Source organism: Halomonas sp. JB37, from assembly GCF_002332255.1.
In the GTDB taxonomy this organism is placed as follows: domain Bacteria; phylum Pseudomonadota; class Gammaproteobacteria; order Pseudomonadales; family Halomonadaceae; genus Vreelandella; species Vreelandella casei.
This window is the reverse complement of record NZ_NRGW01000001.1, coordinates 3,490,739-3,516,778: the sequence shown is the minus strand read 5'-3', so window position 1 is coordinate 3,516,778 and position 26,040 is coordinate 3,490,739. Positions and strand designations below refer to the sequence as shown.

At 54.9% G+C, this 26,040-nt stretch carries 20 protein-coding genes; 14 read left to right on the top strand and 6 right to left on the bottom strand.

Annotated features, from left to right (window positions below; translation table 11 throughout):
* Positions 1-390 precede the first annotated feature (390 nt).
* The 3 genes from CIK78_RS16325 to CIK78_RS16315 all read left to right on the top strand — a co-directional run bounded on the left by CIK78_RS16325 (position 391) and on the right by CIK78_RS16315 (position 4,655).
* Positions 391-2,178, top strand: a complete 1,788-nt coding sequence (locus CIK78_RS16325; RefSeq protein ID WP_096281966.1) for a cell division protein ZipA C-terminal FtsZ-binding domain-containing protein — start codon at positions 391-393, stop codon at positions 2,176-2,178.
* A gap of 168 nt (positions 2,179-2,346) precedes the next feature.
* On the top strand, positions 2,347-4,380 hold the full coding sequence (gene ligA / locus CIK78_RS16320; RefSeq protein ID WP_096281965.1) for an NAD-dependent DNA ligase LigA: 2,034 nt from the start codon (positions 2,347-2,349) through the stop codon (positions 4,378-4,380).
* Positions 4,380-4,655, top strand: a complete 276-nt coding sequence (locus CIK78_RS16315; RefSeq protein ID WP_096281964.1) for a YheU family protein — start codon at positions 4,380-4,382, stop codon at positions 4,653-4,655. Before ligA ends, CIK78_RS16315 begins: the two co-directional genes overlap by 1 nt.
* Here the strand turns inward: CIK78_RS16315 and mnmC are convergent.
* Both mnmC and CIK78_RS16305 read right to left on the bottom strand, forming a co-directional pair.
* Positions 4,649-6,688: a bifunctional tRNA (5-methylaminomethyl-2-thiouridine)(34)-methyltransferase MnmD/FAD-dependent 5-carboxymethylaminomethyl-2-thiouridine(34) oxidoreductase MnmC gene (gene mnmC, locus CIK78_RS16310; protein ID WP_096281963.1), complete on the bottom strand. Its 2,040-nt coding sequence runs from the start codon at positions 6,686-6,688 to the stop codon at positions 4,649-4,651. The genes CIK78_RS16315 and mnmC overlap by 7 nt on opposite strands.
* Before the next feature lie 225 nt (positions 6,689-6,913).
* Entirely contained in the window at positions 6,914-7,213 is a 300-nt protein-coding gene (locus CIK78_RS16305; protein WP_096281962.1) for a YciI family protein, read from the bottom strand.
* 179 nt (positions 7,214-7,392) lie between these two features.
* Between CIK78_RS16305 and CIK78_RS16300 the strand changes: the two genes are divergently transcribed.
* The 3 genes from CIK78_RS16300 to CIK78_RS16290 all read left to right on the top strand — a co-directional run bounded on the left by CIK78_RS16300 (position 7,393) and on the right by CIK78_RS16290 (position 10,069).
* Positions 7,393-8,307 (top strand): PHP domain-containing protein, encoded by a 915-nt coding sequence (locus CIK78_RS16300; RefSeq protein WP_096281961.1) that lies wholly within the window; start codon positions 7,393-7,395, stop codon positions 8,305-8,307.
* A 172-nt stretch (positions 8,308-8,479) separates the two neighbouring features.
* Positions 8,480-9,103: an L-threonylcarbamoyladenylate synthase gene (locus tag CIK78_RS16295; RefSeq protein ID WP_096281960.1), complete on the top strand. Its 624-nt coding sequence runs from the start codon at positions 8,480-8,482 to the stop codon at positions 9,101-9,103.
* Positions 9,104-9,292: 189 nt separating this feature from the next.
* Positions 9,293-10,069, top strand: a complete 777-nt coding sequence (locus CIK78_RS16290; RefSeq protein WP_096281959.1) for an HAD family acid phosphatase — start codon at positions 9,293-9,295, stop codon at positions 10,067-10,069.
* 85 nt (positions 10,070-10,154) lie between these two features.
* Here the strand turns inward: CIK78_RS16290 and CIK78_RS16285 are convergent, their stop codons facing one another.
* Together CIK78_RS16285 and CIK78_RS16280 are read right to left on the bottom strand one after the other, a co-directional pair.
* Entirely contained in the window at positions 10,155-11,036 is an 882-nt protein-coding gene (locus CIK78_RS16285; RefSeq protein WP_096281958.1) for an ion transporter, read from the bottom strand.
* Between the two features lie 47 nt (positions 11,037-11,083).
* Entirely contained in the window at positions 11,084-11,983 is a 900-nt protein-coding gene (locus tag CIK78_RS16280) for a CYTH domain-containing protein (protein WP_096281957.1), read from the bottom strand.
* Between the two features lie 137 nt (positions 11,984-12,120).
* Here CIK78_RS16280 and CIK78_RS16275 point away from each other — a divergent pair, with 137 nt between their 5' ends.
* From CIK78_RS16275 to argA, 3 genes are all read left to right on the top strand, one after another.
* Complete coding sequence (locus CIK78_RS16275; protein WP_096281956.1) at positions 12,121-12,801, top strand: TIGR00153 family protein; 681 nt, start codon at positions 12,121-12,123, stop codon at positions 12,799-12,801.
* Positions 12,802-12,811: 10 nt separating this feature from the next.
* On the top strand, positions 12,812-14,077 hold the full coding sequence (locus tag CIK78_RS16270; protein WP_096281955.1) for an inorganic phosphate transporter: 1,266 nt from the start codon (positions 12,812-12,814) through the stop codon (positions 14,075-14,077).
* A 222-nt stretch (positions 14,078-14,299) separates the two neighbouring features.
* Complete coding sequence (argA, locus tag CIK78_RS16265) at positions 14,300-15,613, top strand: amino-acid N-acetyltransferase (protein ID WP_096281954.1); 1,314 nt, start codon at positions 14,300-14,302, stop codon at positions 15,611-15,613.
* On the opposite strand, the gene CIK78_RS16260 is transcribed toward argA, so the two are convergent.
* Positions 15,610-16,602 (bottom strand): putative sulfate exporter family transporter, encoded by a 993-nt coding sequence (locus CIK78_RS16260; protein WP_096281953.1) that lies wholly within the window; start codon positions 16,600-16,602, stop codon positions 15,610-15,612. The two genes, argA and CIK78_RS16260, sit on opposite strands and share 4 nt — an antisense overlap.
* Positions 16,603-16,701: 99 nt before the next feature.
* On the opposite strand from CIK78_RS16260, the gene CIK78_RS16255 reads away from it, so the two are divergent.
* Positions 16,702-17,619, top strand: coding sequence for a LysR substrate-binding domain-containing protein (locus tag CIK78_RS16255; RefSeq protein ID WP_096281952.1), 918 nt, complete (start codon positions 16,702-16,704; stop codon positions 17,617-17,619).
* Between the two features lie 9 nt (positions 17,620-17,628).
* On the opposite strand, the gene xseA is transcribed toward CIK78_RS16255, so the two are convergent.
* Entirely contained in the window at positions 17,629-18,969 is a 1,341-nt protein-coding gene (gene xseA, locus CIK78_RS16250; protein WP_096281951.1) for an exodeoxyribonuclease VII large subunit, read from the bottom strand.
* A gap of 197 nt (positions 18,970-19,166) precedes the next feature.
* Here xseA and guaB point away from each other — a divergent pair, with 197 nt between their 5' ends.
* The 4 genes from guaB to CIK78_RS16230 all read left to right on the top strand — a co-directional run bounded on the left by guaB (position 19,167) and on the right by CIK78_RS16230 (position 26,030).
* The gene (gene guaB / locus CIK78_RS16245; protein ID WP_096281950.1) at positions 19,167-20,636 is read left to right on the top strand and encodes an IMP dehydrogenase; all 1,470 of its coding nucleotides are present in this window, start codon (positions 19,167-19,169) and stop codon (positions 20,634-20,636) included.
* Between the two features lie 96 nt (positions 20,637-20,732).
* On the top strand, positions 20,733-22,310 hold the full coding sequence (gene guaA, locus CIK78_RS16240; RefSeq protein ID WP_096281949.1) for a glutamine-hydrolyzing GMP synthase: 1,578 nt from the start codon (positions 20,733-20,735) through the stop codon (positions 22,308-22,310).
* A gap of 256 nt (positions 22,311-22,566) precedes the next feature.
* On the top strand, positions 22,567-24,753 hold the full coding sequence (locus CIK78_RS16235; RefSeq protein ID WP_096281948.1) for a class I SAM-dependent DNA methyltransferase: 2,187 nt from the start codon (positions 22,567-22,569) through the stop codon (positions 24,751-24,753).
* Positions 24,750-26,030 carry a restriction endonuclease subunit S gene (locus CIK78_RS16230; protein WP_096281947.1) on the top strand — a complete coding sequence of 427 codons (1,281 nt, stop codon included), beginning with the start codon at positions 24,750-24,752 and terminating at the stop codon, positions 26,028-26,030. Before CIK78_RS16235 ends, CIK78_RS16230 begins: the two co-directional genes overlap by 4 nt.
* Positions 26,031-26,040 lie beyond the last annotated feature (10 nt).

Below are 26,040 nucleotides of genomic sequence, written 5' to 3'. Positions count from 1 at the left end.
GCGGCCCTTAAGCAGCCTAAAGATAGAAGCTGAAGCTTGAAGTGATAAGCATGTTTAATGAGGAAGTGGCAGTGCAATTTCCTAAGATTAATTCATCCTTTCTTGCTTCTATGGGTTCTATATAAAGCGGCTTAAAAAGCCTAGATCAAATGCTCGTTGCACTTTTGTTTGAAGTTAAGGCCTGTTTTTTTGCTTTTAACCGTGTCAATGCTTTGCTAATGTGCAAAAATTGTGCGAAATAGAGTAAAAAGTGGCCCTTTTCATAGCATTCGCGCTATGCTTGGTGGTATTAATGGCAAGTATTTATTTAATAGCCGTTACCTTTATTTAGGCATGAATTTTTAGACACAGTGCCTTAGCAACCGGCAAGATGACCATGGAACGTTCGACATGGAACTAAGAGAGTGGCTAATTATTTTAGGGCTGGCGTTGGTATCGCTCATCGTTATAGACGGTGTGCGAAGACTTCAACGACAGCGTCGTGTACCCCGCCTTGATCTGGCAGAGAAGGATCTTTCAGCTAGTCAGCTAGAAGACCCTGATGATGCTGCTAAAGCAGCCGAGATTAATTGGGAGCTTCCTAACGGTGGCGCCCGAGTTGTTAAACCTGCAGATTATAGCGGGTTAGGAAGTAAGCCAAAGTTAGAACGTCAAGAGCATCCAGGTGCCTCACGAGTACTTGCTGAGTTTAGGCGTTCTGCCACGGCTAAGGTCGCTAAGCGTAAAGCTGAAAAAGCCGAGAAAGCGGAAGCGATAGCGGTTGCTAAAGCGTCGCCCGCAGCACCTCAGGTCAATACGCCGACAACTAGTCATCGAGTCAATATTACCGACACAGCGCCTGAACATGAGCGCCGCGAGCCAAGTGTTTCTTTTGCTGCACCGCAGGCTGTGCAACCAGCGACTGCTTCTATTGCCGATACATCAGTGGCTACCGAGACTCCGCCTTCTGTTCAAGCATCGGCGGCAGAACCGGTTGCTTCAGAATCCGTCGCGCCAGAAGTAGCAACGACGCCTGCTGCGGCTACTATAAGCGCAAGCGAATCAGTCGAAGCGCCGGTGCAGCCCGAACGCGAGAACGTGCTGCGTGCTGAGCCGGAAGATGCCGCGTTTGCAAAACATGCTTCCAGCGACGCTGCACCAAAGCGCCGCAAGCTGCGCTCCGACACAGTGGGCGAGCATGAAGAGTTAGACGATGATCAGGTCGACGAATATCGTCTTGTTGATTTTGAAGGTATGGGCCGATCGTTTAAACGTCGTCTCATTGAGCGTCGTTTAGACCGACAGCGTAAAAAAGCTGAGAAAGCCATTCGCGATAAAGCGCTGGCAAAACAGAAAGCCGAGCGTAAGGCACTAGAAGCCGAGCAGCGTCGTGAGGCTAAAGAGGCCGCTGATGCTGAACGTGCTCGATTAGCTCAAGAGCAAGCGCAGGCACGCGAAGTGGCTGCCAACGCCGCGGCAGCTGATCGACTGGCAGCACAGCAGCGTATCGCTGAAGAAGAGGCGCGTCGCGAGACGGAAAGCTATTCCGACAATTATTCAGAAAGCTCTTTCGCTTATGAAGAAAACTATGACCACGCTGATGCGCGCGACGAGTACGCCAGCGACGAGTCTTTTGATGAACAGGCCGCTAGTGAGCGTGAGTCAAGCCAGCGGGTTCGCGTTCATCCCACGTTAGAAAAAGCCTTACGTCACGACGTCAATGGCGAGCACGCGAAAGAAACGCTCTCCAGCGCTGAAGAAGTCGTGGTTATCAGCGTGCTGTCGCGTGATCCCGATGGCTTTGATGGCAGTAAACTGCTCGAGCTCATGATGGTATGCGGTTTGCGCTACAGCAGTGGGATGGGTATTTTCCACCGCTTTGAGACTGAAAGCGAAGACAGCGAGCTGCAGTTCTCGATGGTTAACGTTGTTAAGCCGGGCACTTTCCCCATTCAAGAAATGGGTGAGTTCATGACCCCCGGCGTAACGCTGCTAATGCCGCTGCCTGGCGCTGTTGACAGCTCCGCTGCATTTGAGGCAATGGTCGAGACGGCCATGGTACTGGTTCGTCACATGGGCGGTGAGCTGAAAGATGAAAATCGCAGCGTTATGACCGCACAAACGATTGAATTCGCCCGCCAGCGTGTGCGTGAATTTGAACGCCGACATCGATTGCATCGGCACATGCAAGCACGTTAATTCGCGCTAGCTGTCTAACACCCGCCTTCTTTGCAGAAGGCGGGTGTTTTTGTTTATGCACCTGCTTTTATAATGGGTGCTGTTTTCAATATCTGTTTTCAATATCTGTTTTAAATATCTATTTTGCATTTTCGCTGCCGCTTTTAGCTAGTACTGGAACCCATTCTAATGAGTCAGTCTGATTCTCAGCCACGAGAAGAGATAAACCAACTGCGCGCCGCCTTGGATGAGGCCAATCACCGTTACTACATCCTGGATGAACCGACGCTGACGGATGCCGACTACGACCGCAAACTGCAGCGTTTGCAGCAGTTGGAAACCAGTTATCCAAATCTAATTACCAGCGATTCGCCGACCCAGCGAGTGGGTGCCGCCCCGTCGGACGGCTTTTTGTCTGTGGCGCATGCTATTCCCATGCTGTCGTTGGATAACGCCTTTAGCCGCGAAGATATACACACCTTTGCCGAGCGGGTGGCTGATCGCCTGGAATGCGCTGCTGATGAGATTACCTTTAGCTGCGAACCTAAGCTTGACGGCGCCGCCGTGTCGCTCGTTTACGAACAAGGCAGGTTAGTGAGCGGTGCGACTAGAGGTGATGGCCGCAGCGGTGAAGGCATTACCTCTAACCTGCGCACGCTGCGCTCGGTGCCGCTTAAGCTGCTGGGCAACAGCGTGCCTGCGCTGCTGGAAGTACGTGGTGAAGTGATTATGCGCCATACGGGTTTTGAAGCGCTTAACGAGCGCGCGCGCGAAGAAGGCAGCAAGGTGTTTGCTAACCCTCGTAATGCCGCTGCCGGCAGCTTACGCCAGCTAGATCCGCGGATTACCGCAAAACGTCCGCTAGAGTTTCACGCTTATCAAGCCGCGCGTTTAGAACCCGAGCTAGGTGATACTACCCATAGTGAACTGATGGCACGCCTATCTACGCTAGGGTTTCGCGCAAGCGCCGCGTTAGCCGTGGTCAAAGGCCCGCAAGCGGTCGCCGACTACTGTGAGAAACTAGGCGAGCAGCGCGACAGCCTCGGTTTTGATATCGACGGCGTGGTGATCAAGGTTGATGACCTGCGCCATCAGCGTGAGCTGGGCTTTGTCGCCCGGGCACCGCGCTGGGCAGTGGCGTTTAAGTTTCCAGCCCAGGAAGAAGTCACCACGCTCAACGATGTGGAGTTTCAGGTGGGGCGCACCGGGGCAATTACGCCCGTCGCACGCCTTGAGCCTGTGAGCGTGGCGGGCGTGACGGTATCGAATGCAACGCTGCATAACGCAGATGAAATCACCCGCTTAGACGTGATGATCGGGGATACGGTGTCGATTCGCCGCGCTGGCGATGTGATTCCCCAGGTGGTTAGAGTACATACGGAGCTGCGGCCGGCGGATGCTAGAGCCATTATCTTTCCTGAGCACTGCCCGGTGTGCGATTCACAAATTGAGCGGCTTGAAGGTGAGGCGGTGGCGCGCTGCTCGGGCGGCCTATACTGCGCTGCCCAGCGTAAAGAGGCGCTGAAACACTTTTCCAGCCGCAAAGCGCTGGATATTGATGGCTTAGGTGAAAAGCTGATTGTGCAGCTAGTGGATCTTGACTGGGTCAAAACTCCGGCGGATCTGTTTCACTTAACGGTTGAAAAGCTGCAAAGCCTGCCGCGCATGGGTGAAAAATCCGCGACCAACCTGGCCGGTGCGCTTGAAAACGCTAAGTCGACCACGCTTGCGCGGTTTATTTACTCGCTGGGCATTCGCGAAGTGGGCGAGGCAACCGCGGCTAATCTAGCCAATCATTTTGGTACGCTTGAAACTATTCAAGCAGCAGAGCTGACGGCGCTGGAAGCCGTGGGCGATGTTGGCCCCATTGTCGCCGCCCATGTGCATACTTTTTTCCGGCAACCCCATAACCAGGAAACCATTGCGGCGCTGCGCGACGCTGGCATTACGTGGCAAGAGGCGGTCGTCACCCAAGGCCCTAAGCCGCTGGAGGGCCAAACCTGGGTGCTGACCGGCTCGCTGGAAAGCATGACCCGCGACGAAGGTAAAGCACGCTTGCAGGCCCTGGGGGCAAAAGTGGCAGGCAGTGTTTCGAAAAAAACCACGTGCCTGGTCGCTGGCGAAGCCGCAGGCAGCAAACTAACGAAAGCTGAACAGATGGGCGTTGACGTCATCGATGAGGCTACTTTTATTGAACGCTTGGCAGAGTGGGAACAGCGCTAATGGGCCGATTTATTGAAGTACCCGCACGAATGCTGCCAGAAGAAACGTTGAAAGCGCTGTTGGAGGCCTTCGTTACCCGCCAGGGCTACGATACGACCGACACGACAGGTGAGGGCATGCACGGCTGGGTAGCCGAACTGAAAACGCAGCTGTCGCGCAATGAACTCATCATTGCGCATGATCTGGAGCTAGAGATGACTGAAGTCATGACCCTAGCTCAATGGCGCTCCTTTGGCCGCGACGTGGCCGACGATGAAGAGGAAGGCGACTACTGAGCGCGGATAATCGCGCTAATAATGCGTCGACCTGGGTGCAGGTGATCAACCAGCGGTACTTCTAAAGGCATAGGCTCATCGCACAGCCGTGAAGCAATCAGCTCGGCACATAGCGGCGCGCTGGCCAAGCCCCGCGAGCCATGCGCGGTGGTTATCCACAGCCCTGTATGATGCTCGCCACGCTTGTCCGGCACGCGAGTGGCATCTTTGCTAAGAACTGAATAGTCAGCCCGCCACGTATCTGCTACCGGCACTGGCCCTGCGTAGGGGCTTTTGTCGGGGCTCGCGGCACGCACCGCAGCCCGGCCCTTTAGGTTTTCAGGGCTCAGGATGATGCCCGCCTGTTCTAGCTCTTCAGCCAGGGCGGGCAGCGTTTGGCGCAGCTCGTCAATGTTGCGCTGGTGGTCGGCCGCTGACACATCGGTGGTGGCGTCATTGGGCACAAAGCTTGCGCCAAAGGTTAATATGCCATCCAAGGCCGGCGCGACATAGCCACCGGCACATATTACGCGGGTAGGCCCTGCCACCTGTTCGGGTAGATTGATTTCACTGACCTGGCCACGTACAGACTGCAGCGGCAGCTCTAGCGTTTGCGCAAAGCGGTTGGCTAAATGGGCGCTGGCAACCACGACCTGGTCCGCCTCCACAATGCGGTCATCGGCTAAGTGAAGCTGCCAGCCCTGGCCAGAAGCGCCATCAGCATCTTTGCGGTCAAACGATGTGACGTCGCCCTGCAGCAGCGTGATGTTCGGATGGCTCAGTAAGTGCTCACATAGCGCCTTAGGCCGTGCCCAGCCCGCCTGCGAATAAAATAGTCCGTGAGACGCGTCAATAGTCAGCGCCGCCGCATCGGTTAGCGCAGGATTTTGCATCGCAGACACGACCTCGCTAGGCAGCGGGTGTTGCTCAATAAAACGTTGCTGGCGAAGCGCCTCTTTATCGCTACTAGCGAGTTGAATGACGCCACAAGGTTGCCATAAAGAAGGCGAGGATAACGGCTGGCTGCAACGTTGCTGCGCCAGCCAGCGTTGGCTATAGAGCAGCCCGGAGAGGTAGACCCGACTTTGATGGTTTGTCTCTGCGGCAAGCTTCACATATAGCGCGCCCTGACGGTTGCCAGAGCCGCCCGCACCAGGGGCCTCACGCTCAATGACCGTCACCTGCACGCCGCGCCGCGCTAGCGCTGCCGCCACGCTACTGCCCGCAAGCCCCGCGCCGATTATGGCAACGTGCTTAGCCACTTCAACTGAGGGCGGCGTAAACCAGGGAGTTTTCTCACGCCGCTGATCGCAGGGTGGCGACTCGATGCTGCCCGCCAGCATTTCTCGTTTACGGCCATAGCCCGGTACTTTTTGCCAGTGAAAGCCTGCCGCTTTTAAGCCACGCTTCACAATGCCCGCGCAGGTAAATGTCGCAAAGGTAGCCCCGGGGCGCGAACGTGCGGCCATGGCGTCAAACAGTGCCGGATGCCACATGTCAGGGTTTTTGGACGGCGCAAAGCCGTCCAAAAACCAGGCATCTACCTGGCCGTCCAGCTGTTCTAAACGCTCTGTGGTATCGCCAAAATGCAGGTCGAGGGTTACACGCTCGGTTAAGTGTAGTCGATGAATGCCGCTGACGGCGGCCGGCCACTGGGCACACAGCACCTGTGTGTAAGCCGCCAGTGAGGGCCAAACGGACAAGGCACGCTCAAGTGCCAGGCGATCAAAAGGATATTTTTCGGTGGATAACAAATGCAGCCGAGCATTAGAAGGCGCGTGTTGTTCAAAGCACGCCCAGGCGCAGAGCATATTTAACCCTGTGCCAAAGCCCGTCTCGCCAATGACAAAAGGGCGCGCCAACGTCCAGCTGGAAAAACGCTCAGGAAGATGATTGGCACCGAGAAACACGTGTTCCGTCTCAGCGCGGCCATCGCCACGGGTGAAATAGATATCATCAAACGCTGCTGAGCGGGGCGCACCCTCTTCATTCCAAGTAAGTGTGGGCGTGGTTAGCGCCGCGAGGAGGGGCAAAGCGGTTGGACGTTGGGCCACGCAGGCATCCTTCGTAGTGATGGTCGTAATAAATAGTAGTGATATCAGCGGTGATGTCGTCGATGATGTAGCGATCAACCGATGGTTAAAAAATGATCAAAGTGTTGATAGCAGCGCTATCTCTGGCTTAGCGAAAAGCGTCCGCCGGGTTTGCACAGAGTTTTCCACAGGCACTGTGAAGAACTTTGTGCCAGTCTGACGAACACCCATAGTGGTCTATTAAAATCAAGGCAGCACTTTTTTGAAGGGCTTCACAACGACCTTGGCATAGACCCCGGCTATCATGTAAGGGTCGGCATCGGCCCAGGTTTTAGCCGATTCCAGGCCGTCAAATTCCGCCACGACCAAGCTGCCTGAAAACCCTGCATCACCCGGGTTTTCAGCATCAATGGCAGGGTGAGGGCCCGCCAGCACAAGGCGGCCTTCATCGCGCAGCGCTTCTAGCCGGGCTAAATGATCAGGGCGAGCCGCCAGTCGGCGCTCTAGGCTATTATCGACATCTTCACTAAGAATGGCATACAGCATTGAGTATAACTCCTTGATTAGGCGAGGTTGCGAGGGTAGCGCTAATTGACCATGTGATTATAAGCGCGCACCATATCTGACGCACCGTTCTCGCCTGCGTGAGCGGTTAAGTAACGACTAAACAGCATTTCAGTTTTTCCAATGCTCATTCTGACAAACTGGCCACACGGCGTCATCTTATGCCTCAACTTCCGTATACCTTTGATGCCGATCAGCGCTATCCGGTTGATTTGCACATGCACTCCACCGCTTCTGATGGCGCGCTAACGCCCACTGAGCTTGTAACGCTGTGTGCGGAGCGTGGATTAACGCATATGTCGCTGACTGACCACGATACCATGGACGGCATCGACGAAGCGGCTCGCGCGGCTGAGCAAGCGGGGCTGTGCCTTATCGCTGGGTGTGAGTTATCCACACGCTGGCAGGGTATTAATATTCATGTCGTGGCACTAATGCCCGGCGGCCTGCAGGGGGCGATGGTCGAAGGCTTGATTCAGCAACGTGATGCGCGCATTCAACGTGCAGAAGTGATTGCCGAACGTCTGGAAAAAGTGGGTTTAAGCAACGCGCTGGAAAAAGCGCGTGTGCAAGCGGGCAGCGACCGCCCCTTGGGACGCCCAGACTTTGCCCGTGCGCTGGTCGCTGATGGCTTAGTGCCCGATTGGTCAAGCGCCTTTAAGCGCTACCTGGGCAGCGGCAAGAAGGGCGATGTCAAAGCTCACTGGCCGGAAATTAGCCAGGTGGTGGCATGGGTGGTGGCATCTGGCGGCGTCGCTGTGATTGCGCATCCACTGCGCTATGGCTTAACGCGGCGTAAGCGTGGCTTGTTGATGGACACATTTCAAGCGGCAGGCGGGCAAGCGGTTGAACTTGTCAGCGGCCAGCAGAACTCAGACAGCACCCGCGATTTAGCCCGCCAGCTTGCTGAGCGTGAGCTTTACGCCTCTCTCGGCAGCGACTTTCACTTCCCCGGCAGCCATGCGGCGCCCGGGAGTATGAGCCTAGTACCGCGCACCGCAGCCCCTCCCATATGGCAGCACCCGCGGTTACTGCATTTACGTGACGCGCAGCCCGGCCTATTGGCGAACGCCTAGCCCGGTGTTTGTCGGCCGATAGTGATGTGCTTTTAAAGGCGTGCTTGTTAAAGACATGCTGGTAAAGACCTACTTGTAAAGACTGGGCCACGTCACCGCAAGGTCAGCTATGCTGTATGAACAGGGTTGAAGATAGGATTTTAAGATAGGATTTTAGGACAGGAGCAGTTTCATGAGCCAGTATTTTCAGATTCACCCAGAAAATCCCCAGAAGCGTCTAATCGACCAGGCCATTGCGATTATTCGCAAGGGCGGCGTTGTGGCGTATCCCACCGACTCAGGCTATGCCTTGGGCTGTCATTTGGGCGAGAAAAAAGCGGTTGAGAAAATCAAATGGCTGCGCTCGCTGGACGACAAGCACAACTTTACGCTGGTGTGCTCTGATTTGTCAGAAATCGGCACTTACGCCAAAGTCGACAACGACGTTTTTAGACTGCTGAAAGCCCACACGCCAGGGCCTTACACGTATATTTTGGATGCCACTTCTGAGGTGCCTCGCCTGTTGCTGCATCCTAAGCGGCGCTCTATTGGCGTGCGCGTGCCGGATCACCGCATCACCCATGCGCTTTTAGCTGCGCTGGGTGAACCGTTGATGAGCGTGACGCTAATTCCGGTGGGCGAGACGTTGCCCATGAATGACCCGGAAGAGATCCGCGAGCGTTTTGGCGCCCATTTGGACGCCATTATTGACGGCGGCGCCTGCCATTTAGACCCAACAAGCGTTATTGATCTACGCGAGCTGCCGCCCAAAATCATTCGTGAAGGGCGGGGCGATATTGCTCCTTTCGTAGGCTAAAAGCTCTCTTCAAGGCAAATCCCCGGCTCGTAGCATGATCGAGGTGGCGGTTTGTCTTTTTTTAGTTATTTGATTGTTCAATGAAAATAAAATATGATCCTAATGATTCTTTTCGATAATAAATCGTGATCCTTTAAGGCGCGGAGTCGCCTCGTCTTTTTGAGATCACCTAGCCCAGGAGATCATTCAATGAAGATGCTTTTCACTTCTCGCCTCTGCACCTTTGCTGCCTTAGCCAGCCTTACTGCTCTACCGCTGACCAGCCACGCGGACAGCGATGACGCAGAAATGTGTGCCCAGGAAGCTTATGCGATGGGCCTACGCTATCAACAGCAGTCTGCTGAAGCCGCAGCCCTTCAGCGTCAGGGTTTTGCTCTCGCCACCTACCGACTCAAAGATCAAATTGAAGCTCATGGTGGCAGCGACGGCTTAGCCATCATGACCGACCTGGATGAAACGGTGCTGGACAATAGCGCGCTGCTGGTTCGCGACATGCAGGCGTGCCACGACTACACCGCTTGGGATACTTGGAAGCACTGGGAGCGTGAAGGTGAGCCGCGTTTAATGCCGGGCGCCAAAGCGTTCCTGGATTACGCGGATGAGCAGGGCGTGGCTATTTTTTACGTTTCTGATCGCTACCAGGAGAATGAGGCCGACACAATCGCCACGCTAGACGCGTTAGCGCTGCCCCAAGTATCTGAGCAGAGCGTGATGCTGCTGGGGCCTGCTAAAGAAGAACGGCGCGCGGAGGTGGTTGAGAGTCACACGCTGGTCATGCAGTTAGGCGATTCGTTGCACGATTTTGCGGATGATTTTGCAGGTGCCGACCTTGCCCAACAGCACGAGCTTGTAAACGATAATGCAGAGCGCTTTGGCAAGGATTGGATTGTATTCCCCAATGCGACCTACGGTGCTTGGAGTGAGGCCGAGTTAGATGCCTGGGACGCGCCGCTCGAAGCGGAGTGATCCTTAATACTCCAGCCCCTTGATCTCTTGTTACCTCAGTAAAAGAGAACTGCGCGTCCCAGGTTTCGTTATCCTGGGGCGCGTTTTAGTCTTCATCTTGTTTTTCTTCGTCTTTCTTGCGCGGGTCTTCGCTGTCCTCGTCTAACCAGGTACCACAGCGCATGCAGTAGCGTGCGCGTTTGTCATGCTGCTCATGCCCGCATCCGGGGCAGGTTTCTTCCGAGTGGCGATCTTCACGTATCGAGCGAATCACCTGTGCCGAGAAAATACCGGTGGGCACGGCGATAATCGAGTAGCCGAGTAACATCAGCACCATGGTGATCGCCTTGCCTAACGGTGTCGCAGGAACGATGTCGCCATAACCCACCGTCGTCATGCTAACGATAGCCCAGTACATCGACATGGGAATGCTAGTGAAGCCTGCCTCCGGCGATTCGATGGTGTACATCAAGGCCGCAAATAGCGTCACCACCATCAAAATAGAGAAGAAGAACAGCAGAATCTGGTGCAAGCTGCGCTTCAGGGCATCGATTAGTAGGTTGGCTTCACCGACAAACGCCATCAAGCGAAAAATACGGAAAATACGTAGTACTCGTAGTAGCCGCACAATCACCAGTGCGTGGGCGCCGGGTACTAAAAGAACGAGCCAAGTAGGTAAAATCGCAATTAAATCGACGATTCCATAAAAGCTTTTGAGGTAGAGAAGAGGACGTTCCAGGCAATAGATGCGAACGAGCAGCTCAATGCTGAACAGCAGCGTCAGGACCCATTCCGTGTAGAAAAATATGTCCCCGTAGCGCTCAGCATAAATTTCAATGCTGCCCAGCAGAATTACCGCGACGCTCACCAAAATGGCCACAATCAAGGCGATATCAAATGCTTTCGCCCCCGGTGTGTCGGACTCGAATATGATATGAAACAGGCGGCTACGCAGGCCTTCCGTGGCTGGCGTTAGGTGAAAATTCATTGCGTCATCCTGAAGTGGGCACTCATTCAGCGCTAGCGTAGCGCGGTTTAGTACGCCAAGCGATAGGCGAGTGCTAACGCCGCGCTGCCGTAAGCGGCCTGTGGCTGGCCTTGGGCGTCCAGGGCGCTCGGCAGTGCCAGGGCATAAGTGCGTGCAAGGGCATCTAACTCAGGATGTTCCGCCAGCGTGTTGATAGCCTGATGGGCTTTTGCTAGAAAGCTTGCTTGCTGGCTGTCATGGTAGGCATCTAGCGCCAGCGTGGCGCGGTGCAGCCATTGCGCCGGGGTTTGCGCGTCGGGTAACGGCCAGTGCTGGGCACTTAGCATATTACCGCGCGCTGCTTTGCTGCTGTCTGATGGGCGCAGAGGAACCTGCTCAGCAAGCGCTAGTGCTAATGTCCACAGCGCCTCTGGTTCGCCCCTTTTTAACTCAAGCTCTATTTCACAGATAGGTGTGCGGTAGCTACCGCTAATAATCTCGCCTTGATCCAATACCAGCTCAATATGGTTGTCAGTCTCGGTTGCAGCGATGCTTGAAAGGCCGCTGGTTAACTGCCAGCAGCGCCGCGTGAAGTCAGTGCGTAACGTCGGAACGAGTGAGGGCAGCGCCTGCGCAAGCTCGCCTTGAAAAGGGGGCAGCTTGGCAAGCGCCGTGAGGTCTAACTGCGGGCCGGGAGCTTGCCACTCCCACTCTTGGCGTTGAGAAAGCCCGCCGCTACCTTGGCCTGCTGTTTTGACAGTGTGCAGCACGTTACCATCGATTTCGCGCAGGCGAACGGCAATGCGCGCTTTGGCTAGATCGTTTGTCGGGGTATCGAAATAGATGTTGGCCAATGCGTGTTGAGATACGGGAACTGAAGCGAGAAGCGGGTGTTGGCTTAGCGCAGCCGGCCCCGTGGGGGGGAGCGCCAGCTTAATCTCTACTTCTAGAGGAATGGGGGGTTTCATGGCAATCGCCACCTCGCTATCGTGACATATAGATGAATATTTGATTACATTTATGAACTTTTCATGACGGCGGCGAGCGCACTCTTTATACTGGCGCCGCCATTTCCAGGCTTTCCGAAAACAGGCTAAAAGGCATTATGGTTACCTCCAATCCTTTTTCTTCGATGTTTGGCCGCTCGCCATTCCAGCCGTTATTGGCCCATATCGTCAAGGCAAACGAATGTGCCGACCAGCTGTTGCCGTTTTTCGAAGCAACCCTGGCAGACGACTGGATCAAAGCGGCTGAGCTGCGCGAAAACGTCACCCGCTTAGAGCATGACGCTGATACGCTGAAAACTGAGTTGCGATTGAACCTGCCCAACACCATGTTTTTACCGGTGTCGCGGTCTGATCTGCTTGATCTCATTAGCGTACAGGACAAAATCGCCAATAAGGTGCGCGACATTACCGGCATTATGATGGGCCGTAAAATGCGTGTGCCGGATGAGCTGGCTGAACCGATGCGCGATTATATCCGCACAAGCGTTGCTTGTGTTGCGCAAGCCCGTCAGGCATTGGAAGAGCTCAAAGATCTGCTTGAGTCAGGCTTTGGACGTAACGTCGCTGATGTCATGCATCGAATGATCCGTGAACTGCATATTCTCGAACACCAGGCCGATGACCAGCAGGTGACTATTCGTCGCCAACTGTTCGCGCTTGAAAGTCAGCTGCCACCCGTCGATGTGATTTTTCTTTATAAAATCATTGAATGGGTGGGTGAATTATCTGACCGCGCCGAGCGCGTGGGTAGCCGCTTACAGATTCTGACAGCCCGCTAAGGGGACTTGTATGCTGATTATTGCCCAGCACGGTGAAATCTTCATTATCCTGGCCTGTTTGTTCGGCTTCTTTATGGCTTGGGGCGTTGGTGCGAACGATGTAGCCAATGCCATGGGAACCTCGGTGGGGTCGAAAGCGATCACCATCAAGCAAGCCATCCTTATTGCCGTTATCTTTGAGTTTCTAGGCGCATGGCTCGCCGGTGGTGAAGTCACCGCCACCATTCGCGGTGGGATACTTGACCCCGAACTATTGGAAGCCAATCCTCAGCTATTAGTTTACGGCATGTTGTCGGCACTGTTAGCTGCCGCCATTTGGTTGTTGATTGCTTCAGCACGCGGCTGGCCGGTGTCTACCACGCACTCTATTGTGGGCGCTATCGTCGGTTTTGGCGCGGTGGGTCTGGGGGTTGATGCGGTGGCGTGGGGCAAGGTAGGTCAAATTGCCTCTAGCTGGCTCATTTCGCCGCTGCTCGCGGGTACCATCGCCTATGTCCTCTTTAAGTCTGTTCAGCATCTGATTTTTGAAAGCAGCGACCCGCTTGCAGCGGCTAAGCGCTACGTACCCGGTTACGTTTTCCTGGTGGGCTTTATTGTCTCGATGGTCACGCTGACCAAAGGCTTGTCGCACGTAGGTTTAAACCTCAGTTTTGGGCAAAGCTTGTTGCTTTCGATTGTGCTCGGCATCGCCATTATGGGCCTGGGCATCGTTATGCAGCGACGCATTAAGTTCGAGCAAAATGCGAACGACCACTTTGGCTACGCTAACGTTGAACGCGTGTTTGGCGTGCTGATGATCTTCACCGCTTGTGCAATGGCGTTTGCGCACGGCTCGAATGACGTAGCGAACGCAGTGGGCCCTCTCGCCGCGGTCATTAGCGTTGTACGTAGCGATGGCGTGATCGACAGCGCTGCGTTAGTGCCCTGGTGGGTGCTTATGCTGGGCGGCGCGGGGATCGTGGTAGGCCTTGTGACCTACGGTCACAGAGTGATTGCGACAGTGGGTACCGGCATTACCGAACTCACCCCAAGCCGAGGTTTTGCCGCCACTCTGGCTGCCGCAAGCACCGTCGTCTTGGCCTCGGGTACCGGCTTGCCTATCTCAACGACGCATACCCTGGTTGGCGCTGTGCTGGGGGTTGGTTTAGCGCGCGGCATGGCCGCCCTTAACCTGCGCGTGATTGGCACCATTGCTATTTCGTGGCTGATTACGCTGCCCGCGGGCGCAGGCCTGGCTATTTTGTTCTTCTTTATGTTTAAAGGCATGTTCGGCTAGGCCGGCTCTACTAGCTTGGTCTTATTAACTTGGTTCTGGTAAATCGGCTCGGCTAAATCAGCCAAGCAGGCATGAAAATAACGGCGGCACTCTTCATCGCGATCTGCATGAGAATTAGCAGATATGCAATTGAAGGTGCCGCTGTTTTTTATGCTCTGTTAAAGTAGCCCAGTTGAACGTGATAACAGCCTGTTTCTTTCACCTGCTGCCGGAGAGCGGCCCTTGGATACGCGCTTCCCCTTTGTCGATTGGTTTCGTAACGCTTCCCCCTACATTAATGCGCACCGGGGGCGAACCTTTGTCATCTTAATTGAAGGCGAAGCGATGGCCTCTGGCCGCGGGGAGCAGCTGATTCAAGATTTAGCGCTACTGCATACGCTGGGCGTGCGCTTGGTCGTGGTGTTTGGCACTCGCCCTCAGGTGCAGGAAGCCTTAACGACGGCGGGCGTTGAGCCCACGCGTATTGATGGCCGCTGGGTCGCCGACCGCGCCGTGATGATGCACGTGGAGCAAGTCGCCGCGCACCAACGGCTGTGGTTAGAAGCGCGGCTTTCCCTTGGGCTGCCCAGTACGCCGCTGCACGGCGTTGAGCTTAGCGTGATCTCTGGCAATCTCGTGACCGCCAAGCCGCTCGGCGTAAGAGAAGGTGTGGACTTTGACCATGGCGGGGAAGTGCGTCGCGTGCGGGCCAGCGCCATTGAAGGCCTGCTGGAGAAGGGCTCGTTAGTGCTGCTGCCACCGCTGGGCTTTTCAAGTACGGGCGAGGTGTTTGATCTGGATGCCGCCGAAGTCGCCCAGCACGCCGCCGTGGCGCTAAAGGCCGATAAGCTGATTCTGCTCGGTGAATCCGAAGGCTTAGATGATGAGTGTGGGGCACTGCTGCGCCAGCTTTCTCCGGCAGAAGCGGAACCGCGTTTAAACGCCGCATTGCCAGGCAGTGAATTAGCCCGCCATTTACAGGCCGCCTGCACGGCGGCACGGCAGGGTGTAGCGCGCACGCATCTCCTTTCCTGGCGCAACCATGACGCTTTGCTGGGCGAGCTTTTCACTCGCGACGGCGTGGGCACCATGATTACTCAGCATCGCTACGAACAGCTGCGCCCGGCCACGCTCAACGATGTGACGGGCTTACTGGAGCTGCTAGAGCCATTAGAGCGCCGCGGTATGCTGGTTGCGCGCTCAAGAGAACGCCTAGAGCACGACATTGATGATTACATGGTCATTGAGCGCGACGGCATGGTGATTGGCTGCGCGGCGCTACATGTGTTTCCCGATACGCGCATTGCCGAACTGGCCTGTGTTGCGGTACACGACAGCTACCGTGGCGGCGAGCGCGGCGAAAGCTTGGTGGAAGCCTTAGAGCGTCGCGCCCGCCAGCGGGGGCTTAGCGAGATATTCGTGCTCACTACGCATACCGCGCACTGGTTTGTTGAACGCGGATTTCACGCTGCCAGCCTAGATGATTTGCCACCGCTTAAACGTGAGGCCTACAACCACGCGCGCAAATCGAAAGTGTTGGTGAAAGCACTGGCTTAGCCCATGAGTAGCCGGCTGAGCAAGCCGCCGCCGACCAATAACAGCACAAATAGTATGAGTCCTAGAATAAAGGGACGAATACCTAATTCGACGAGCGTTGCTATTCGTGTACCGAAACCTAAGGCGGCCATGGCCATCGCTAATGCCATCTGCCCAGCGAGCGCCAGCGTCTGACTCAAGGCGCTGGGTAGCGCTACGAGGCTATTAACGCCAACTGCAGCCATAAAGCCGAAGGCAAACCAGGGCACAACCAGTGTCCCGGTTTTAATGCCCGCTTCAGAGGCATGCTGTTTACTCCACCATTGTCCGATAATCAGCAGAAAGGGAATGAGCAACATCACTCTGACGAGTTTGACGATAACGGCATTGGTGAGCGCTGCTTGGCCCACTGCATCGGCTGCGGCGACGACTTGAGCCACTTCATGAACGGTTGCCCCAATATAAACGCCATAGAGCCCTTCACTCATCCCCGTCAGTGGATACAGCAAGGGGTAGATAAACATTGCTAGCGTACCAAACAGCACTACCGTTGCTACTGCGATAGACGCTGCAGCGGGCTTAGAACGAATGGTAGTTTCAGTGGCCAGGACTGCGGCGGCACCACAGATAGCACTGCCGGCACAGGTCAGTAGCGTCGTTTCGCGGTCCATCCCCAGCAGCCGAGTGCCGATTTGATAGCCGGCGACTAAGACAGTGCAGACCACGACTATATCCAGCAGCAACGCCCACGGCCCGAGTGCAAAGACTTGTTGTACCGTCAATGAAAAACCGAAAAGTACGACCCCGCCTCGAAGCAACCAGCGGGTGGCAAAGTCCAGCCCTGGCTGAGTACGCGTAAAATGACGTGCCAGCGGCAGGTTGCCTGCTATCAGCCCCAGGAGCAATGCGGTCACTAATGGGCTGATGCCGCTGGATGCTAGCCAGGGCAGGTAGGTCAGTACAAAGCCTGCAAACGTTAATGCGCTACAGAGAAGTAGGCCTTGCCACATGAGTTAATGCCTTTAATATGGATTTATAGTTAGTCTATTAAGAAATAAGTTTATGCATTAACATTTAATAATAATATAGCTATTCGGTAGAGCCGATGTATGACACCGCATGTAACGTTTCGCCAGCTCCAGGTTTTTGTTTGTGTCGCTCAGGATGGCACTGTGATTGCCGCGGCTCGGCGCTTAAGCTTGTCTCAATCAGCCACCAGCCAATCACTGGCTGATTTCGAGCGGCAATTAGGGGTTGATCTCTTTGAGCGGCTGGGTCGCCGGTTACGGCTCAACGATTTAGGACGATCCCTTTTGCCTAGAGCCGAGCGTCTGCTTGATGGTATGGCTGAATTCATCGCCGCTGCTGAGGAGCCTGAAGGTGGGTTGCGAGGGACGCTTATGGTGTCGGCAAGCACGACTATCGGTACTTACCTACTGCCTCCTCTGGCAGGTAATTTTTGTAATGAGCACTCAGAAGTGGACCTGCGCTTAAGACTTCGTAATACGAGTGATGTCATTACAGATTTGCTGCATTTTGATGCAGATATCGGTTTGATAGAAGGGGTGTGCCACGAATCACGTTTAGTCAGCCAGGCGTGGCATAAAGATAAGATGGTGATCATCTGCTCTCCTGGGCACGCTTTGGCGCAGAAAAAACAGTTGGATGACGCCGACTTGGACCAGGCTGCATGGATTCTCCGTGAGCCCGGCTCCGGGACTCGAGATGTGTTTGAATCCGCAGTATTGCATCACGTTGAGCGGCTGCAGGTGCGTATGGAACTCAGTCAGAGCGAAGCTATCAAGCAATCGGTAAAGGCAGGCTTTGGACTGGGTTGTTTGTCATATCTTAGCGTGGTGGGCGAGCTTCAGCGCGGCGAGTTAGTGGCACTTGAGAGTAAACTGACACTCTCCAGATCTTTTTCTTTGGTCTGGCATCCGGAGCGATATCGAAGCCCGCTATGGCAGGCATTCAAAGTGTTCTTGCTGGACGACGGCAATTTCCCCTACGCTAATATTCACTATTAGCCAATAGTGTCAGGATTTTAAGCGCCGCTTAACTTCGACATTTAATCTGCCTTCCGCAAGCTTCACGGTGAGCTTTTGACCTGGCTGGGTATCCGACGCGCGTCGAACCACCTGGCCCTGTTCATCCTGGGCAATCGCATAGCCTCGCCCCAATACGGCCAGTGGGCTGACTGCATTGAGCTCCCGCGCAGCGCTGGTTAGTCTTGCCTGTCTACTCTCGAGCTGGCGCTGCATCGCCGTACCCAGGCGGCGCTGCAGCTGGCTGACGCGTTCCTTTTCTGCACGGTGCAGGCGCGTCATATCCTGGCTGGTTAACCGTCTGCTCAGCTGTGTTACTTGCGCTTTTTGCTGGTCGAGCGTTTGCTGCATGGCGCGATTCAAACGCTGATTAAGGCCAGTTAAATGCTGGCGCTGGCGGTTAAGCTGCTCGCCGGGGTGGCGCAGCTTGGCGCGCAGGGTATCTAGGCGTTGGCTATCGCGTTCCAGGCGTGCCTGCATGGCTCGCTGCAAACGGCTGTGTTGATGCTCAAGCTGGCGCTTAAGAGTGTTTTGATCCGGCACCAGGCGCTCAGCAGCGGCAGAAGGGGTGGGAGCGCGCATATCGGCGGCAAAATCTGCCAGGGTAATATCCACTTCGTGGCCCACCGCCGACATCACCGGTAGCCGGGAATGGAAAATCGCCCGCGCCAAATGCTCGCTATTAAACGCCCACAGGTCTTCAAGGCTCCCACCGCCGCGGGTCATGAGAATCACATCGCGCTCGGGGTCTAATCGCGCCTGTCGGTTGAGTAACGCTAGTGCCGATATCATTGCCGGGGCTGCTTCAGCTCCCTGTACCGGCACGGGAATCAGCGTGACATCCGCCAGCGGCCAACGGGCTTCCAGCACCGCCAGCACATCGCGAATGGCGGCTCCGGTCGCGGAGCTTAAAATCAACAGCTTGCGGGGCGGAAAGGGCAGTGGGCGGGTATTGGCAAACACGCCTTCGCCTTCCAGCTGCGCTTTTAAGCGTTCAAACGCCGCCAACAGCTCACCCAGGCCCGCCGCCTGCACCGCGTCGGCAATCAGCTGATAATCGCCGCGCGGTTCGAACAGCGACACCCGCCCACGCAGCTTCACCTGATCACCATCGCGCATGGGTGCCGAGACAAACCGCGCCCGCTGACGAAACAGCGCGCAGCGAATCTGCGCCCGGTCATCTTTCAACGTGAAATAGACATGGCCCGATGCCGGGCGAGAGACGTTAGAAAGCTCGCCTTCCACCCACACTTCGCCCACATCGCGCTCAAGGGTTTGCTTGGCACGCTGGTTGAGTTGGCTAACGGAAAGCGCCTGGGGAAGCTCTGGCATGATTTAATCTCAAAAAGCCGAATCGTAAATAAATAACAGCGGGTTAAGCCTATCATTAAGCCGTCATAAAAAAACGGATTAGCCATTGGTCGCAGTTTGCTAGCGTCTCCGCATTGCTGGGGCGGCCTTCAAAACGCTATAATAGGCGATTAACCTTTCACGCCCCACTTCTCCTCTTCCATCAGGGTGTTGCCGCTATGCTACGTATGGCCCAAGAAGCGCTTACGTTCGATGACGTACTCCTCATTCCTGGCTTCTCCGACGTTCTACCCAAGGATGTCAGCCTCAAAACTCGCCTTACCCGCAATCTCTCGCTCAATATTCCCCTTGTTTCTGCCGCGATGGACACCGTTACCGAAGCCCGCCTGGCGATTGCCATGGCTCAGGAAGGCGGTATCGGCATTATTCATAAGAGCATGGCAGTCGCTCAGCAAGCAGCCGAAGTGCGTAAGGTCAAAAAGCACGAAAGCGTCATTGTTAAAGACCCGGTCACCGTTAGCCCCAAAGCGAAGCTGGAAGACCTGCTCAGCATGGCGAAAGAGTACGGCTTTTCGGGCTTCCCGGTGGTTGAAGGCGAAACGCTGGTTGGTATTGTGACTGAACGCGACATGCGCTTTCAGCCCAACGTAGGCGACAGCGTGGCCGATATCATGACCCCGCGTGAGCGTCTGATTACCGTGGCCGAAGGCACCGAGCTTGAAGTCAGTAAAGCCAAAATGCGCGAACACCGCATCGAAAAAATGCTGATCGTCGACGACGAGTTTCACCTGCGCGGTTTGGTGACCTTCCAAGATATCGAAAAAGCCCGCACCTACCCGATGGCCGCTAAAGATAGCGATGGCCGTTTGTTGGTAGGTGCCGCGGTGGGCACCGGCCCTGAAACGCCGGACCGCATTGCTGCATTGGTTGAAGCAGGCGTTGACGTGCTGGTTGTCGATACAGCACACGGCCACTCCAAAGGCGTTATCGATCGTGTGCGCTGGGTGAAAGAACATTATCCTGACCTGCAGGTGATTGGCGGCAACATCGCCACCGCCGCAGCTGCTGTCGCGCTGGCTGAAGCCGGTGCAGACGCCGTTAAGGTCGGTATCGGCCCGGGCTCTATCTGCACCACGCGCGTTGTGACCGGCGTTGGCGTGCTGCAAATCACCGCGGTTGCCAACGTTGCGGAAGCGCTTAAGCCGTTTAATATCCCGCTGATTGCCGATGGCGGCGTACGTTATTCTGGCGATATCGCCAAGGCGATCGTCGCTGGCGCCAGCACGGTGATGCTGGGCAGCATGTTTGCGGGTACGGAAGAGGCGCCCGGTGAAGTTGAGCTGTTCCAAGGGCGTACGTATAAAGCCTACCGTGGCATGGGTTCCATGGGCGCGATGTCCCAAACGCAAGGCTCTTCGGACCGCTACTTCCAGAGCAAAGATGAAGGTGTTGAGAAGCTGGTGCCGGAAGGTATTGAAGGTCGCGTACCTTACAAGGGCCAGATGACCGCCATCGTGCACCAAATGCTGGGCGGCTTGCGTGCCTCCATGGGTTACACCGGCTGTCACGACATCGAAGAAATGCGTACCAAGCCAGAGTTCGTCAAAATTACCGGCGCTGGTATGGCCGAATCTCACGTTCACGACGTGCAGATCACCAAAGAAGCTCCCAATTACCGGGTGAGCTAACCAGCACGTTTAGATAGATGGCGCGGCGGGCTTTGCCCCGCCGCTTGCTTTTTGGCCTTACCAGCGGCACCCACACCGCTTAACCGAGACCCCGCCATGAGTGACATTCACGCCCACAAGATCCTGATTCTCGACTTCGGCTCACAGTACACCCAGCTGATCGCCCGCCGCGTTCGCGAGATCGGCGTATTTTCCGAAGTCCGCGCGTTTGATATCACCGAAGAAGAGATCCGCGAGTACAACCCTAACGGCATTATCTTAGCCGGTGGGCCGGAGTCCGTGACCGAATTGGACTCCCCGCGGGCGCCCCAGTGCGTGTTTGAAATGGGCCTGCCGGTATTTGGTATCTGCTACGGCATGCAGACCATGGCCGAGCAGCTGGGCGGTAAAGTGGAAGGCTCCAACCAAAGCGAGTTCGGTTACGCGCAGATCCAGATCGACGTCGATAATGCGCTGTTTAACGGCATTAAAGACCACGTAGACACCGCTTCCGGCAAGACTCTGTTAGACGTGTGGATGAGCCACGGCGACAAGGTGGCCAAAGCGCCGGATACCTTCACCGTAACGGCTTCCACTCCCAGCTGCCCCATCGCCGCGATGGCCTGGGAAGAGAAGCAGTTCTACGGCGTACAGTTCCACCCGGAAGTGACCCACACGCTGCAAGGCCAGCGCATTCTTGAGCACTTCGTGCTGAATATCTGTAAAGCCGAGAAGCTGTGGACGCCTGCGCAAATCATCGAAGACCAGGTACAGCGCGTACGTGACCAAGTCGGCGACCGCCACGTACTGCTCGGCCTTTCCGGCGGTGTCGATTCCTCTGTTGTGGCGGCACTGCTGCACAAAGCGATTGGCACCCAGCTGACCTGCGTATTCGTCGACAACGGCCTACTGCGTAAGCAGGAGGGCGACCAGGTCATGGAAACCTTCGCCAAGCACATGGGCGTGAAGGTGATCCGCGTTGACGCTGAAGACCTGTTCCTGGGTAAGCTGAAAGGCGAAAGCGATCCCGAAGCCAAGCGCAAAATCATCGGCAACACCTTTATCGACGTGTTCGATGAAGAAGCCAATAAAATCGACGGCGTCGAGTTCCTGGCCCAGGGCACCATCTACCCGGACGTGATCGAATCCGCCGCCTCTAAAACCGGCAAATCGCACGTGATTAAATCCCACCACAACGTGGGTGGCCTGCCGGACACCATGAAGCTCAAGCTGGTCGAGCCGTTGCGCGAACTGTTTAAAGATGAAGTGCGCAAACTCGGCCTGGAACTCGGCCTGCCCTACGATATGGTCTACCGCCACCCATTCCCCGGCCCCGGCCTGGGCGTGCGTATCCTGGGTGAAGTCAAAAAAGAGTACGCCGACATCCTCCGCGATGCCGACGCCATCTTCATCGAAGAGCTACGCGCCTCCGGCTGGTACGAAAAAACCAGCCAAGCGTTTGCCGTTTTCCTGCCGGTGAAATCCGTAGGTGTAGTAGGCGACGGCCGCCGCTACGAATGGGTCATCGCGCTACGCGCGGTAGAAACCATCGACTTCATGACCGCCCGCTGGGCGCACCTGCCCTATGAGCTGCTGGAGAAGGTATCCAATAGGATTATCAATGAGTTGGCAGGGGTTTCTCGGGTGACTTATGATGTGAGTAGTAAGCCGCCTGCTACTATTGAGTGGGAGTGATTTTCGCGAGGTGATGTAGCCTGAAGGAAAGCAAAGCCATCCAGTGTTCGGGTGGCTTTTTCTTTGCACAGCTGTTTAGGCTGCCGAGAAGCTAGTACGATTGCGGCAACGCAAAAACTAGCAAAGTTTTCAGGCTCTACAACTATTTTGTAAGGCCTGCTTGGTATGCGCTGGGTGTAGATAATGAAGCAGCATGGCGAATATTGAATTAATATAAATATTTGAATTTTATTGTTTTTGTTCTGGGGTTATAGTTATGAACATGTTGGTACATGATCAACTGAAAGGCCACATCTGGGAAATCGCCAATCGACTGCGTGGCCCTTATCGTCCACCGCAATACCGGTTAGTCATGCTGCCCATGGTGGTGCTACGCCGTCTGGATTGTGTGCTTGAGCCGACTAAGGATAAGGTTTTAGCAGAGCACGAGAAACTGCTTGCCCGCAATACGCCCGAAAACGCCATGGAGAAGCTGCTGGGTAAAGCCGCTGACCCGAATCGATCACATCCGCTATATAACACCAGCCCCTTCACCTTCGAAAAGCTATTGGGTGACCCTGAAAATATTGCCCCCAACTTGGTTGCTTACATCAACGGGTTTTCACCTACTGCGCGCGCTATTTTTGAGCGTTTTAAGTTTACGGATCAAATTGAAAAGCTCGATGCCAGCAACCGCTTGTTCACTATTGTGAAGGCGATGGCCGAGGTGGATCTGCACCCGAAACGTATCGACAATCTGCAAATGGGCTATTTGTTTGAGCATCTGGTGATGCGCTTTAACGAACAGGCCAATGAGGAAGCAGGGGATCACTTTACTCCACGTGAGGTCATCCGACTGATGGCCAATCTCGTTTATACTGGCGAACAGGATGTCTACAAGCCCGGCATCTTTCGTACCATTTATGACCCGACCTGTGGTACGGGCGGGATGTTGTCGGAATCTGAAAAATTCATTCTTGATCAGAATGATCAAGCGAATCTGGCTCTATACGGACAGGAGTATAACGACGAATCCTGGGCGATCTGCTGCTCGGATATGCTGATCAAGGATGAAGACACCAGTAGTATCGTATTAGGTGACACCCTGGGGGATGGCAAAACCCGCGACGGTTTTCAGGGCCACAGCTTTCACTACATGCTCGCTAATCCACCCTTTGGCGTGGAATGGAAAGATCAGAAAACCGTTGTCGAGAAGGAACAGAAGGAGATGGGGTTTGCCGGCCGCTTTGGTGCCGGGCTACCCGCCATCAACGATGGCTCGCTGCTGTTTTTGCAGCATATGATCGAAAAGATGCATCCCTATGCCGAAGACAACGAAGACGCGACTGGCTCTAAGATAGCCATCGTCTTCAACGGCTCGCCGCTGTTTTCCGGTGATGCAGGTTCTGGCCCCTCTAATATTCGCCGCTGGATTATCGAAAACGACTGGCTGGATACCATCGTTGCGCTGCCTGATCAGCTGTTCTACAACACCGGTATTTTCACTTATGTCTGGCTGGTCACCAATCGTAAAGCGCCCGAACGTCGTGGCAAGGTGCAGTTGATTGATGGCACGCGTTTTTCCCAACGTATGGGTAAAAGCCTTAATAACAAGCGTAACGAAATCACCGAAGAGCAAATCCGCGAACTAACGCGCCTTTACGGCAACTACCAGGATGGTGAACAGGCAGAAGTGATCACCGATCATAAAACCGGCGAGCGCGAAATCCGTGTGGTATCGCGTGTTTTCGAAAACCGCGAATTTGGCTTCCTAAAAGTGACCGTAGAGCGCCCGCTGCGCATGAACTTCGAGGCCACACCGGAACGCATTGCCCGGCTGGACGAACTGACCGCCTTTGCCAACCTGGCTACTTCCAAAAAGCGCAAGAACGAAGCAGCGGCAGAACGAGAGATTGAAGACGGGCGAGCACTACAAGCGGCGATTAAAAACGTGTTGGCGACCCTAGAAGCCAAAGGCCAATACAGTGACCGCGCCATCTTCGATGCTGACCTGACGGCTGCAGGCAACAAAATTGGGCTAAAAATTCCGGGAACGATCAAAAAAGCCATCTTTAATGCCCTGGGTGAACGCGACGCTAACGCTGAAATTTGCCGCGACAGCAAGGGCCGCCCAGAGCCGGATAGCGAACTACGCGACACGGAAAACATACCATTACCCCCAGGCACACGACTGCCTCTGCCCATGCAAATGGGGCCAGATAAGCCCAACGACGAGTTAGTGGAGGCTTTCCGCGCTCATATCGACGAATATATGGCGAACGAAGTGTTACCGCACGTGCTGGATGCCTGGGTGGACTACAGCAAAACCAAGGTCGGGTATGAGATTCCGATCAACCGGCATTTCTACACTTATAAGCCACCACGTCCACTGGAGGAGATCGAGTCGGAGATCAACGAGTTGGAAGGTGAGATTGCCGGGCTATTGAAGGGGTTGGTGGGATGAGCTATTTCGCCAGAAGCGATGAACTGCCCGCTTGGGTGGGGGCCTTACCAAGTGGCTGGAAAAGCGATTGGCTCAAGTGGAGCGTTCGGCTATCAACTGAGAGGCCCACGGCTGAGGAGCAGGCGGGTCAGCCATATATATCTAACGAAGATATCGCCTCGTGGACTGGAAAACTGTTGAACGATCAACCACGGCCTGCGGAGGCGTATGGACGGAAGTTTCAGGTTGATGATGTACTGCTCAACAAACTTCGACCTTATCTTGCCAAGGTTTATCACGCCGGTTTTAACGGCGTGAGCTCTGGTGAACTGCTTTGCCTCCGGCCCTCGGATATCGTTCTTCCCCGTTTTCTTTTCTATGTCCTCGTGTCCAAAGGATTCATCGACAGCATTGATGCGGAAACCTTTGGGTCAAAAATGCCTCGGGCTGATTGGGAAATTGTAGGTCACCAACCACTCCCTTTGCCTTCCCTCGAAGCCCAACAACGCATCGCGCAATTTCTGGATAAAAAAACCGCCCAGATTGACGGTTTGATCAAAAAGAAGCGCGCCTTACGAAATCGGCTGGCTGAAAAGCGCCAGGCCCTGATCACTCGTGCCGTTACCAAGGGGCTAAATCCCGACGTTCCTATGAGACCCTCCGGCAGTGATTGGCTAGGGAGTATTCCAGAGCATTGGGAGGTGAGACGACTCAAATTTGTCACCTCGGCACCTCTTTCTTATGGAGCAAATGCTGCTGCAGAATTTGATGAACCTTCATGGCCACGTTTTGTCAGGATTACTGATGTTGATAAGTTGGGACGACTGCGCGACGAAACTTACTGTACCCTGCCTCCTGAAGTTGCGAAAGGGTATTTGCTACAACCTAATGACATCCTTTTAGCGCGTAGTGGTGCAACCGTTGGGAAGAGTTTTATCTACAAGGAATCGTGGGGTATCGCCTGTTATGCTGGTTACTTGATTCGCGCTCGAATTAGCGCGAAGTATGATGCTAGGTTCTTCTACTGGTTTCTTAACTCTAAGCACTATTGGGAATGGGTACAGTCAACTTTCATACAAAGCACGATTCAAAACATTAGTGCTGACAGGTATGCAAATCTTCTAATCCCACATCCCACGGATAGAATCGAACAACAGCGAATCGTCAACTTTATCGAAAGTACCTGTGCAAAGCTTGATGGCCATGTTGAAAAAGTAAGGTGCTCTGTCGAACGGCTCGAAGAATACCGCTCAGCCCTAATAACAGCCGCCGTGACTGGCCAATTGGAGGTTGCTTGATTCTTGATCA

Bases quoted from the DNA above. Each gene is read 5' to 3' on its own strand.
- CIK78_RS16285 (WP_096281958.1), bottom strand. From the start codon at position 11,036: ATGAATTTTCACCTAACGCCAGCCACGGAAGGCCTGCGTAGCCGCCTG.
- CIK78_RS16290 (WP_096281959.1), top strand. From the start codon at position 9,293: ATGAAGATGCTTTTCACTTCTCGCCTCTGCACCTTTGCTGCCTTAGCC.
- guaB (WP_096281950.1), top strand. From the start codon at position 19,167: ATGCTACGTATGGCCCAAGAAGCGCTTACGTTCGATGACGTACTCCTC.
- guaA (WP_096281949.1), top strand. From the start codon at position 20,733: ATGAGTGACATTCACGCCCACAAGATCCTGATTCTCGACTTCGGCTCA.
- CIK78_RS16315 (WP_096281964.1), top strand. From the start codon at position 4,380: ATGGGCCGATTTATTGAAGTACCCGCACGAATGCTGCCAGAAGAAACG.
- CIK78_RS16300 (WP_096281961.1), top strand. From the start codon at position 7,393: ATGCCTCAACTTCCGTATACCTTTGATGCCGATCAGCGCTATCCGGTT.
- CIK78_RS16260 (WP_096281953.1), bottom strand. From the start codon at position 16,602: ATGTGGCAAGGCCTACTTCTCTGTAGCGCATTAACGTTTGCAGGCTTT.
- CIK78_RS16280 (WP_096281957.1), bottom strand. From the start codon at position 11,983: ATGAAACCCCCCATTCCTCTAGAAGTAGAGATTAAGCTGGCGCTCCCC.
- CIK78_RS16305 (WP_096281962.1), bottom strand. From the start codon at position 7,213: ATGCTGTATGCCATTCTTAGTGAAGATGTCGATAATAGCCTAGAGCGC.
- CIK78_RS16295 (WP_096281960.1), top strand. From the start codon at position 8,480: ATGAGCCAGTATTTTCAGATTCACCCAGAAAATCCCCAGAAGCGTCTA.
- ligA (WP_096281965.1), top strand. From the start codon at position 2,347: ATGAGTCAGTCTGATTCTCAGCCACGAGAAGAGATAAACCAACTGCGC.
- CIK78_RS16230 (WP_096281947.1), top strand. From the start codon at position 24,750: ATGAGCTATTTCGCCAGAAGCGATGAACTGCCCGCTTGGGTGGGGGCC.
- CIK78_RS16270 (WP_096281955.1), top strand. From the start codon at position 12,812: ATGCTGATTATTGCCCAGCACGGTGAAATCTTCATTATCCTGGCCTGT.
- CIK78_RS16275 (WP_096281956.1), top strand. From the start codon at position 12,121: ATGGTTACCTCCAATCCTTTTTCTTCGATGTTTGGCCGCTCGCCATTC.
- xseA (WP_096281951.1), bottom strand. From the start codon at position 18,969: ATGCCAGAGCTTCCCCAGGCGCTTTCCGTTAGCCAACTCAACCAGCGT.
- CIK78_RS16325 (WP_096281966.1), top strand. From the start codon at position 391: ATGGAACTAAGAGAGTGGCTAATTATTTTAGGGCTGGCGTTGGTATCG.
- CIK78_RS16255 (WP_096281952.1), top strand. From the start codon at position 16,702: ATGACACCGCATGTAACGTTTCGCCAGCTCCAGGTTTTTGTTTGTGTC.
- CIK78_RS16235 (WP_096281948.1), top strand. From the start codon at position 22,567: ATGAACATGTTGGTACATGATCAACTGAAAGGCCACATCTGGGAAATC.